Source organism: Methylomagnum sp., from assembly GCF_054333355.1.
The window spans coordinates 1-10,595 of record NZ_JBTEKS010000129.1; the positions used below are offsets into that span (position 1 = coordinate 1).

A 10,595-nucleotide genomic window follows, 5' to 3' on the forward strand; every position below is an offset into this window, starting at 1 on the left:
GTCGTGGCCTGAAGGCCACTCCCACAAGCGTGGGGAAGCCCCGGCAGGCTCTTGTTTTCAAGGAGTGATGAAGTCCCATGCGAAAACGCCGCGTCCTCTTCTTCGCCGAAGCCGTCACCCTGGCCCACGCCGCCCGGCCCGTGGTGCTGGCGAAGATGCTCGACCCCGCCCGCTACGATGTCCATCTAGCTTGGTCGCCGCGTTACGCCCATTTGTTTGGGCCGTTGCCGTTCGCCGTTCACACAATCCAGTCCATGGCCAGCGAGGTGTTCCTCGGCCATCTCCAGCGCGGCAGCCCGGTCTTCGATTTCCCGACCCTGCGTGCCTACGCGGTTGAAGACATCGCGCTAATGGAGCGGATCGACCCAGATGTGGTGGTGGGGGATTTCCGGCTGTCGCTGGCGGCCAGCGCCCCGGCGCTGGGCAAGCCGTATGTGGCCCTCATCAACGCCTATTGGAGTCCCCACGCCCGGCCCCGCTACACCGTGCCGGAACTGCCGCTGAACGCGCTGCTCGGCGTCCGGGCGAGTCAGGCGGTTTTCGATTTGGTCCGCCCGTTGGCGTTCGCGTGGCACACGGTGCCGCTGAACCGGCTGCGGCGCGTTTATGGCTTGCCGGGACTCGGGCGGGATTTGCCCACGCTGTATGCCTGGGCCGACCGGACGCTGTACCCGGACCTCCCGGAAACCGCCCCGACGTTCGGAATCCCGTCCAGCCACCGCTATCTTGGCCCGCTGTTGTGGTCCCCGGCCTGCCCGTTGCCGGACTGGTGGGACCGGCTGCCCGAGAACCGGCCCCGCATTTATCTGACCCTGGGCAGTTCCGGCGCGGCCCGGCGGTTGCCCCGGATCATCGACGCCCTGGGGACGCTGCCCGTCACCGTCATGGTGGCGACCGCTGGCGCGGCGGGTTCGCTGCCACGACCGGCCAATGTGTACGCCGCCGATTATCTGCCCGGCCTCGAAGCCAGCCAGCGGGCGGATTTGGTCATCTGCAACGGCGGCAGTCCCACCACCCAGCAAGCCCTCGCCGCCGGGGTGCCGGTGCTGGGCATTCCTCGCAATCTTGACCAGCATCTCAACACGGATTGTTTGGAACAGGCAGGGCTGGGCTTGGGCTTGCGCTCCGACGCCTTGCGGGCCGGGGCGTTGAGGCAGGCCGTCGCTTGCTTGCTTGAAGATGACGCCTTCAGGCTCAAAGCGCGGGCTATTGGGAAGAAAATGGCGGCTTATCCGACGGCGGAAGTTTTTGAGGGCGTGTTGGGGGGATTGGTCCGGTAAGGCAAACATGCGTGTTCTCAATCGGTTAGATAAAATCTCGCCGAATCCACCCTGATCGTAGCCATCCGTCCAATTCAACCGCCCCCGTGAAGCACCGAATCGACCCCAAGATCGACTGCGTTTTCAAAGCCCTGCTCGGCGCTGAGGAAAACCGCAACCTGCTTATCCATTTCCTCAACGCCGTCCTGGCGGCGGAGCTTGAAGCGCCGATCAGCGACGTTGACATCCTCAACCCCTACAACGACAAGGAGTTCCTCGACGACAAACTCAGCATCGTCGATGTCAAAGCCAGGGACAACGCCGGTCGGCTCTATCAGGTCGAAATCCAGTTGCTCAACTACCGCCACCTGCCCGCCCGCATCGCCTACACCTGGGCTGACCTTTACAGCGGGCAACTCAAAAGCGGCCAAGACTATGATCGACTCAAGCCGACCTATTAAGGACGGTGAACACCTAGACCAAGCCGCTCTTCCCGATTGGATGAACACCACAGAAATGAGGCAAGCCATGACCACACTGGAACAATTCTCCGAAAAGGAACGGAATTACCACGCCTATCAAGCCCGGCAGAACTTCCTGCGGCAACAACGCACCATCCAGAAGGAACGGGAACAGGACCGCTTGGCGCGGGAGCTGGCGCAGCGCGAACGGGAGCAGGCAGAACAAGCGCGGGCGCAGGCAGAACAGGCGCGGGCGCAAGCTGAACAGGCTCTGGAACAGGAGCGAGCGAAAAGCGTGACCGCCCTGGCGGATGCCCAGGTGGAAATCGAACGGCTCAAGGCGCTGCTTGAAGGGCGTTAAGCGCTGTACACCAGCGTTTGCCCGGATTCCGCCACGCTTCCGCTTCATCCGGGCTACATCGACCTTTGCAGCCTATCCGCTTACGATTGGTGCCAGAACGGCGTCCCCACCACGGGCGTGCTGGCTTCCGCCGAATCCCGCGCCGCCATGGCCCCGCCCAAGTAAGCCAGCCGCCCGGCCCCAATCGCTTGCTTGAACGCCTGGGCCAGCGCCACCGGATCGGCGGCCTGGGCCACGGCGGTGTTCAACAAAACGCCGTCGTAGCCCCACTCCATGACTTGGCAAGCGTGAGACGGCAACCCAATCCCGGCGTCGATAATCATCGGCACGTCGATCCGCTCGCGCAGCAGCTTCAAGGCGTAGGGATTCATCGCGCCCTGGCCGGTGCCAATGGGCGCGGCCCACGGCATGATGGCCTCGCAGCCCACATCCACCAGTCGCTTGCACAGCACCAAATCCTCGGTGCAATAGGGCAGCACCTTGAAGCCTTCCCGCAGCAGCCGCTCCGCCGCGCCCACCAGGCCCAACGTGTCCGGTTGCAGGGTGTAGTCGTCGCCGATGAGTTCCAGCTTGATCCATTCGGTCCCGAACACCTCCCGCGCCATCAGGGCGGTGGTGACGACTTCCTCCGGGCTATGGCAGCCGGCGGTGTTGGGCAGGAAGGGCAGCTTGAGTTGACCCAGCAAGTCCCAGAAGGCTTGCCCGCCGACCTCGCTGTGCGCGGCGGCTTGGCGGCGCAGGGAAACCGTCAGCATGGCGGGTTCGGCGGCTTGCACCGCTCGTTCAAGGATTTTTGGCGAAGGATAGCGGGCCGTGCCCAGCAACAATCGGCTGGGGAAGGCGGTGCCGTATAGGATGAGGGTGTCGGTAAACGTATTCACTGGATATTTCCTTGAGATTTAGGTGATTTCCGAAGATGAACTTACCTTTAACCCCCCACTCCCCCCTTAATCAGGGGGGCTTTTTCTCCCACTCCTGATAAGGGGAGGGTTGGGGAGGGGTTTCTTCGGATGCCCTACGATTTATCCACCGGCCACGGGCTGGACGATTTCCATCCGGTCGCCCGGCTGCAAGCGGGTTTCGCCGTACTGATGGCGATGGACGAAGTTCAGGTTGATTGCCACCGCGAAGGGCGGCGTGGCGCCAAAGGCTTCCAGCGCTTGGGTCAGGGTGGCGCCTTCGGGCAGGTCGAAGGTTTTCTGGTTGATGGTGATTTGCATGGTTATCAATGCCTCAGCCGGTGGCGTTCAGTTTCGTAGGGTGGGTTAGGCGCACGCTAGGTCAGGCTTGATATGGCTTCGTGGTCTACCGTGCGCCGTAACCCACCATCCTGACCTTCCCATGCGTCCCTTCAACCCGTCGCGTTCGGTCGATACAGCGCGGCCCAGGGCTGCGCCTCGCGCCAAGCGTCCCAATGGTCCCCGCCGCCAATCACATACCGGACCAGGGCCAGCGTCGCCTCGGCCATGGCCGGCGCGACCAGGAAGCCGTGCCGGTACAGGCCGTTGACCTGAATGAGCCGCTTACCATCCCAGCGAATTTCCGGCAGGTTGTCGGGCAGGGCGGGCCGACAGTTGGTGAGCATTTCCAGGATGCGGGCCTCGCCGAAGGCGGGATGGACCGAGTAGAGCGCGGACAGCAACTCCAGCGCGGAACGCACGCTGGTGGGGGAGGTGTCCTCGGTCTCGATCTGGGTGGCGCCGATGACGTAGATGCCGCCGGGCTTGGGCGCGATGTAGATGGGATAGCGCGGATGCAGCAGCCGCACCGGGCGGTGTAGTTCGACATCCGGCGAATGCACCCGGACCACCTCGCCCCGCACGCCCCGCACCGCTGACCAATCCGGTTTCGCGCCCAAGCCCCGGCAATCCAAGACCCAATCCGCGTCGGCCCGGTCCGGGGACATCTCGGTGTGCCAGTGCAGCCGCGCCGCGCTGGCCTCTAGCGCGGCGCGCAAGGCGTCGAGCGTGGCGCGGTTGTCCAATTGGCCCTCGCCCGGCAGATACAGCGCCCGGGGGAAACGGTGTCCCAGCGCCGGTTCCAAGGCTTCGATGTCGGCCCCACGCATTTCCCGTGGCCCGCCTGCGTGAAGCAATTCGGCATCCAGCGTCCGCAGCCTCGCGCCGAATTGGGCGGCTTGGTCGCGGTCCTGGGCGTGCCACAGGATGAGCGTGCCGTTCTGCTGGAAGAACACCGGCTCGGGCAGGGTCGCCAGTAGTTCGGGCCATAATTTCAGGCTGGCGAGGCCGAGCTTGACGACGATGGGTTCGGACACCACCGATTCCGCCAGCGGCGCCAACATGGCGGCGGCGATATGGGCGGCGGAGGTGGCGCCGTCCGGCCCGCCGCGCTCGTAGACATCGACGGTGTGACCGGCCCGGACCAGCGCCAGGGCGGTCAGCCGTCCCATAAGACCCGCGCCTAGCACGGCGAAACGCATGGACATGGCGGATTACCTCTGGGAAGTGGATGCGTAGAAAACGATGGTGGCCAGCGGGGCCAGCCTGGGGAAATCGGGGGCGTGTTCGGGGCGGTGCGATGTCGGCATGGCCGGTTCCTCATCTTCGGTAAAAAAGGATGAAACCGGAACCCACTTGAGTTGGGGAGGGACGGCGCCCGGAATCCGGCGCTTTGGAAACGGCTTGGATTCGGGCCATGAAACTTCCCACGCCAGCATTATCTGGATCGGGTTTAAGGGTCTCTCTCAGCGTTGCGGGCGTCCGCAAGCACCCCTGTTTCATCCGGGACCGATTAAAGCACAATCCGAATGGTAAGGAAAAGCTGGCCGGTCAAGCCCCAGGGCAATCGCGCTATATGAGGACTCTCCCGTTTTCTCCCTCTCCAGCGGGAAAGGGTTGGGGTGTGAGGGGGATTTAAATGGGATTTTTCAGCCTTAACCCTTTCAACATGCCGACCAAAAAGCTTAAGCCGAAACGGCCTGCCTTGCTGCTTGCGGGAAGAAATCTTTTTTGATCCCCTCTCCCGGTGGGAGAGGGGATAAAGCCCGGCTTCATACACATAGCGCGATTGCCCTGGGTCAAGCCCAGCCACACCGTCCTTATAGCTCAATGCCATATGCTTAGGCCGTTATAGGCTTGGTGGTTATAAAAGCCGACTCTACAATAACGAACTTTTTATCCGTAGAAGCATAAAAATGACTATCGCTTATATCATTTCGGGGTTGCTGGTGGGGTTCCTGGTGGGGCTGACGGGCGTCGGCGGTGGCTCGTTGATGACGCCGCTCTTGGTGTTCATCTTTGGCTTCGCGCCCAAGGCGGCGGTGGGCACGGACCTGCTGTTCGCCGCCATCACCAAGTGCGGCGGGGTGCTGGTCCACCACGGCAAGCATCGCTCGGTGGAATGGAAAATCGTGTTCCATCTCTGCCTGGGCAGCATCCCGGCGGCGCTGTTGGTCATTTATCTGCTGGAGAACGTGTTCACCAAGGACGAGTCCATCACCGCCATGATTACCACCAGCCTGGGGGTGGCCTTGATCTGCACCTCCCTGGCGCTGTTCCTCCGCAACCGGCTGATCTCCCGCCGCAAGGACGACGACATCGCCGTGCAACGCCTGACCCACGCCGAGCGCTATGGCCGCTGGCAATGGTTCATCACCATGCTGGTGGGGCTGTTCCTGGGGGTGCTGGTCACGCTGTCGTCGGTGGGTGCCGGGGCGCTGGGCACCATGGCGCTGTTATTCCTGTATCCCCGCCTGCCCACGGTGCGCATCGTCGGCACCGACCTGGCTCACGCCATTCCCCTGACCGCCGTCGCGGGACTCGGCCATCTGCACATGGGCAATGTGGACTTGAACCTGCTGGGCAGCCTCCTGATCGGCTCCCTGCCGGGCATTTATATCGGCAGCTTGTTGAGCGCGAAGATTCCCGAGAAAGTCCTGCGTCCGGTGTTGGCGACCTTGCTGATGATCATCGGCGTGAAGTTCGTCATTTAGCGGCCTTGGCACTGGCCTGCTCCAGTCGTCCCGGACGGCGGGCCAGCCTGAAATAAACCGGCGGGTTCTCCTCTTGGTTTAGTTCGGCGGCGCCGTAAAAGGAGCGGACCTCCCCGGCATGCAGCACGGGTTCCGTGGCGTCCTTGCCCTCGTTCTTCAAGAGCGACGAACGCCCGATTTGGACGCCGCCCTCGTCGAACAGCAGGAGGTCCAGCCGAACATACAGCGGGTCGGCCGCCTCGTTGGCCATGACGGCCTTGTATTCCCAGACCTTGCTATCGTCCTTGCCGGTCGCCGTGAAGGTGATATTGGCGACGCTATCCTGGTCAACGGGAATCACATGGTCCAGTTGCAGGGGCCGCAGTCCGGGCGAACGCGCCTTAACCTGCCGCGCCACGTCCTGCTTCAGCGAGACGAACTGGGGTTGCAGGACTTTCAATTCGCCAGCCTCGGCTTGAATCGCCTGGGTCAGCGTCCGCCGATCATTTTCAACCATCATCATCTGCGTGTAGGCCACGATCAGGGCCAAGGTTTCGACGCCCAGGGCCAAGGACAGGATAAAAATCCACACCTTCTTCCTGGGGTCGCGGCCATGCCACTGCCGCTCGTGTTCTTCCGGGCGACGCGGGCGGTGCCGTTCCCGTGGCGTGCCCGTGGCCCCGTGGGCATGTTCTTCCCCCCGTTCTGCCGGGGGTCGCCGCTCCTTAAGCGCGACACTGGAATCGTCGGGCGCGGGGCTGAATTCGTTATCGTTAAGCATCGGTCGTTCCCCGAGAGGGCTTTTTGTTCGTTGAAGCCAAGCCCGCACGGGCTGGCGATGGGACGGGTGATTGGCCGGATGGCCGTTCCGTCCCCGTACAACAGTATGCCATTACCTATCCAGGTTTTTTCGTGTGGGCCGGGACGGAAAAAATCTCCACTTCGCGGGGGGAATGTTATCCCTGACCGCCTGACCGCCCGCCCGAAGCCCCGTCTTGCGTTTCACGGATTTCATGGATGTTTCACGGCGCGTTTCATGTGAAACGCCGCGTCGGGGTTTCCGCGCCATTGGCGGGGGCGTGGCCTGGCATTTCCCAGATAACGGCCAGTCTTGCCGGGATATTGGCGTCTGGCACGCCTCATGCTGTCTTATTAGCACCGGCTAATAAGCCCTGGCCCAGCCATCACGCAACGAGGAACGCCATGATTTTCCGCCAACTTTTCGAACCCGACACCTGGACCTACACCTACCTCTTGGGCTGCGAACGCACCCACCGCGCCGTGTTGATCGACCCGGTGGCGAGCGAGGTGGACAGCTATACCGCCCTGCTCAAGCAACTCGACCTGACCCTGATCTACACCCTGGAAACCCATGTCCACGCCGACCATATCACCGGCTCGGGGCTGCTGCGCGAGCGCCTGGGCAGCAAGAGCGTGGTTCATCGCGATGCGGGCGCGATGTGCGCGGATTTGCTCGTCACCGACGGCGTGCTGTTGCAGGTGGGCGATCTGGAAATCACCGTGCGACATACGCCGGGTCACACCAACGGCTGCGTCAGCTTCGTCATGGCCGACCGGGTGTTCACCGGCGACGCGCTGTTCATCAACGGCTGTGGCCGGACCGATTTTCAGCAGGGCGACGCGGGGCGGCTCTACGACAGCATCCACCAGAAGCTCTTCACCCTGCCGCCGGACACCTTGGTCTATCCCGGCCACGACTACGTGGGCAACACCGTCTCCACCATCCGCCAGGAGATGAACAAGAATTCCCGGCTAGGCGATGGCAGGAGCCGCGAGGAATTCATCGAAATCATGAACGGCCTGGACCTGCCCTATCCCAAATACATAGACCTTGCCCTGCCCGCCAACCAGGCCTGTGGCCGGGAACCAGCGGCGCGGCACGGGTGATTGCACAGGAGCGCGGGCGTCCCGCCCGTGATTTAGTCAGGAGGAACCAACCATGACCCTGGTCATCGCCTTGGCCTTAGTGATCGGCCTGCTGCTCGGCCTGCTGGGTGGCGGCGGCTCCATCCTGACGGTGCCGGTGCTGGTCTACTTGGTTGGCCTGGACCCCAAGACCGCCATCGCCACCTCTCTGGTGGTGGTCGGCGCCACCAGCGTCATCGCTGTCATCGGCCATGCGCGGGGCGGGCGGGTGTGCTGGAAGACCGGCTACGTGTTCGGCCTGGCCGGGATGGCGGGCGCCTACGGCGGCGGACGGCTGGCGGCGTTCCTGCCGGGGCATGTGCTGCTGCTGCTGTTCGCGCTAGTCATGCTGGGCACGGCCACGGCGATGCTGAAGGGCCGCAAAGAGGAAGCCGGGCAACGCTCGGGACCGATTTGCCCCCGTAAGCTGAACATGCCCGCCGTGCTGTTCGATGGCTTGCTGGTCGGGGCGCTGAATGGCTTGGTGGGCGTGGGCGGTGGCTTCGTCATCGTCCCGGCGCTGAACCTCTTAGGGGGACTGCCGATGCACGCGGCAGTGGGCACCTCGCTGTTGGTCATCGCCATGAATTCCATGGCCGCGCTGGCGGGTTATAGCAGCCATGTCAGTATCGACCTGCATTTGGTGGGCATCGTGACCGGGGCGGCGGTGGCCGGCAGCTTGGTGGGCGGGCTGTTTTCCAAGCGGCTCAGCGGCAATGTCCTGCGGCGTGGCTTCGGCGTGTTTGTGATCGCCATCGCGGGTTATTTATTGCACCGGGAGCTAAGCTGGGAGGTGTTCAAAGAAATCCAGCGGCTGGTGTTGGAACACCGGGATTTCTTCTGGGGCTTGCTGACCGCCGCCGCCGTGTTATTACTGTACTGGCTGCGGGGAATGATCCACCATCAGGATTCATTGCGCGGGCAGCCGCATTAAGACGTAGGTCGGGCTTTAGCCCGATCCCGAGCGAAGGTGGCGTCGGGCTAAAGCCCGACCTACAAGTTAAAGAATTCGCCGTAGAGACGGCGTGTTTCCCCCCTTCGGCCAGGGACGGCCCTTTTTGGGGGACTGGCAAAAGGCGTACGGCGTTCTGGCTTAGACGCCGCCCTGGATGGACCCGGCCAGCGATAAAAAACCTTTCCTTACCGACAACCACAACAGAGGTAGAACAACATGGCTCGCATCGTAGTATTAGGCGCCGGCATCGGCGGGGTTCCGATGGCGCTGGAAATGAAGCAACTGGTCGGCAAGAATCACCAGGTCACAGTCATTTCGGATAGCCCCACCTTCCATTTCGTCCCGTCCAACCCGTGGGTGGCGGTGAACTGGCGCACGCCCGACCAGATCAAGGTGCCGCTGGCGCCGGTACTCAAGAAGCGGGACATCGAGTTCATCCAGCAAAGGGCGGCCCGCGTCCACCCCACCGAGAACCGGGTGGAACTGGCCGACGGCTCGAACGTCGATTACGACTACCTCATCATCGCCACCGGACCCAAGCTGGCCTTCGAGGAAGTGGAGGGCTTCGGCCCCGAGGGTTTCACCCAGTCGGTGTGCCATGTGGACCACGCCGCCGAGGCGGGCAAGTTCTGGGACGGCTTCGTCAAAGACCCAGGACCCATCATCGTCGGCTCCATGCAGATGGCCTCCTGCTTCGGCCCGGCCTATGAATACGTCTTCATCGCCGACGCCGACCTCCGCAAGCGGCAAATCCGCGACCGGGTGCCGATCACCTTCGTGACCTCCGAACCCTACATCGGCCATCTGGGTCTGGGCGGCGTGGGCGACACCAAGGGCATGTTGGAGAGCGAGCTGCGCCAGCACCACATCAAGTGGATCACCAACGCCAAGGTGGACAAGATCGAGGCCGGCAAGATGTACGTCACCGAGGTGGACGAGAAGGGCCAGGAGAAGCAGAAGCACGAACTGCCGTTCAAGCACTCCATGATGATTCCGGCCTTCAAGGGCGTGGACGCTGTGTTCGGCATCGACAAGCTGGTGAACCCAAGAGGCTTCGTGCTGATCGACGAATACCAGCGCAACCCCACCTACAATAACATCTACTCGGTGGGCGTGTGCGTCGCCATTCCACCGGTGGAAGCGACCCCGGTCCCGACCGGCGCGCCCAAGACCGGCTACATGATCGAGTCCATGGTGACGGCCACGGCCCACAACATCGAGGACGAACTGAACGGCAAGGAGCCGTCCCACAAGGGCACCTGGAACGCCCTGTGCCTGGCCGACCTCGGTGACACCGGCGTGGCGTTCCTCGCCAAGCCGCAGATTCCGCCGCGCAACGTCACCTGGGCCAGCAAGGGCAAGTGGGTGCATTGGATGAAGATCGCCTTTGAGTTCTACTTCATTCGCAAGATCAAGAAGGGCGTCAGCGAGCCGTTCTATGAGCGGCTGATGCTGAAGTTCATCGGCGTGATGCGTTTGAAGAAGACCTAAATCTGGTCGAATCCCGTCCCCTGGAAACCCGCCCATCGTGGCGGGTTTCTTTTGTCGACTCCCGCTGTATCCGTCTTTCCGCACCTCCCTTGACTACAATTGCGCGTTTTCCCCGCAAGCATGAACCACGACGCCCTCCATCTTTCCGACGCCCCCGATGCGAATGCTTACGCGAGCCACACGCTTGACCATCATGGCCTGGTGGCGGGCA

Annotated in this window: 11 protein-coding genes and 1 riboswitch; of the genes, 7 read left to right on the forward strand and 4 right to left on the reverse strand. The window is 62.8% G+C overall.

Annotated features, from left to right (window positions below):
* The first annotated feature begins 77 nt into the window (after positions 1–77).
* From ACXWUF_RS11510 to ACXWUF_RS11520, 3 genes are all read left to right on the forward strand, one after another.
* On the forward strand, positions 78–1,280 hold the full coding sequence (locus ACXWUF_RS11510) for a glycosyltransferase (RefSeq protein ID WP_458494824.1): 1,203 nt from the start codon (positions 78–80) through the stop codon (positions 1,278–1,280).
* Positions 1,281–1,366: 86 nt separating this feature from the next.
* Positions 1,367–1,720, forward strand: coding sequence for an Rpn family recombination-promoting nuclease/putative transposase (locus ACXWUF_RS11515; protein ID WP_458494825.1), 354 nt, complete (start codon positions 1,367–1,369; stop codon positions 1,718–1,720).
* 67 nt (positions 1,721–1,787) lie between these two features.
* Positions 1,788–2,081 carry a hypothetical protein gene (locus ACXWUF_RS11520; protein WP_458494826.1) on the forward strand — a complete coding sequence of 98 codons (294 nt, stop codon included), beginning with the start codon at positions 1,788–1,790 and terminating at the stop codon, positions 2,079–2,081.
* Positions 2,082–2,161: 80 nt separating this feature from the next.
* Here ACXWUF_RS11520 and thiG read toward each other — a convergent pair whose 3' ends face one another.
* The 3 genes from thiG to ACXWUF_RS11535 all read right to left on the reverse strand — a co-directional run bounded on the left by thiG (position 2,162) and on the right by ACXWUF_RS11535 (position 4,527).
* Positions 2,162–2,962, reverse strand: coding sequence for a thiazole synthase (gene thiG / locus ACXWUF_RS11525; protein WP_458494827.1), 801 nt, complete (start codon positions 2,960–2,962; stop codon positions 2,162–2,164).
* A 141-nt stretch (positions 2,963–3,103) separates the two neighbouring features.
* Positions 3,104–3,301, reverse strand: coding sequence for a sulfur carrier protein ThiS (gene thiS / locus ACXWUF_RS11530; RefSeq protein WP_458494828.1), 198 nt, complete (start codon positions 3,299–3,301; stop codon positions 3,104–3,106).
* A gap of 131 nt (positions 3,302–3,432) precedes the next feature.
* Positions 3,433–4,527, reverse strand: coding sequence for an FAD-dependent oxidoreductase (locus ACXWUF_RS11535; RefSeq protein WP_458494829.1), 1,095 nt, complete (start codon positions 4,525–4,527; stop codon positions 3,433–3,435).
* Positions 4,528–4,726: 199 nt separating this feature from the next.
* A riboswitch (TPP riboswitch) is annotated at positions 4,727–4,825 on the reverse strand.
* A 410-nt stretch (positions 4,826–5,235) separates the two neighbouring features.
* On the opposite strand from ACXWUF_RS11535, the gene ACXWUF_RS11540 reads away from it, so the two are divergent.
* Positions 5,236–6,033, forward strand: a complete 798-nt coding sequence (locus tag ACXWUF_RS11540) for a sulfite exporter TauE/SafE family protein (protein ID WP_458494830.1) — start codon at positions 5,236–5,238, stop codon at positions 6,031–6,033.
* On the opposite strand, the gene ACXWUF_RS11545 is transcribed toward ACXWUF_RS11540, so the two are convergent.
* On the reverse strand, positions 6,026–6,793 hold the full coding sequence (locus tag ACXWUF_RS11545; protein ID WP_458494831.1) for a hypothetical protein: 768 nt from the start codon (positions 6,791–6,793) through the stop codon (positions 6,026–6,028). The two genes, ACXWUF_RS11540 and ACXWUF_RS11545, sit on opposite strands and share 8 nt — an antisense overlap.
* A 422-nt stretch (positions 6,794–7,215) precedes the next feature.
* Here ACXWUF_RS11545 and ACXWUF_RS11550 point away from each other — a divergent pair, with 422 nt between their 5' ends.
* The 3 genes from ACXWUF_RS11550 to ACXWUF_RS11560 all read left to right on the forward strand — a co-directional run bounded on the left by ACXWUF_RS11550 (position 7,216) and on the right by ACXWUF_RS11560 (position 10,384).
* Complete coding sequence (locus tag ACXWUF_RS11550; protein WP_458494832.1) at positions 7,216–7,920, forward strand: MBL fold metallo-hydrolase; 705 nt, start codon at positions 7,216–7,218, stop codon at positions 7,918–7,920.
* A gap of 52 nt (positions 7,921–7,972) precedes the next feature.
* Entirely contained in the window at positions 7,973–8,872 is a 900-nt protein-coding gene (locus ACXWUF_RS11555; RefSeq protein ID WP_458494833.1) for a sulfite exporter TauE/SafE family protein, read from the forward strand.
* Positions 8,873–9,109: 237 nt separating this feature from the next.
* Positions 9,110–10,384, forward strand: a complete 1,275-nt coding sequence (locus tag ACXWUF_RS11560; RefSeq protein ID WP_458494834.1) for an NAD(P)/FAD-dependent oxidoreductase — start codon at positions 9,110–9,112, stop codon at positions 10,382–10,384.
* The last annotated feature ends 211 nt before the right edge of the window (positions 10,385–10,595 follow it).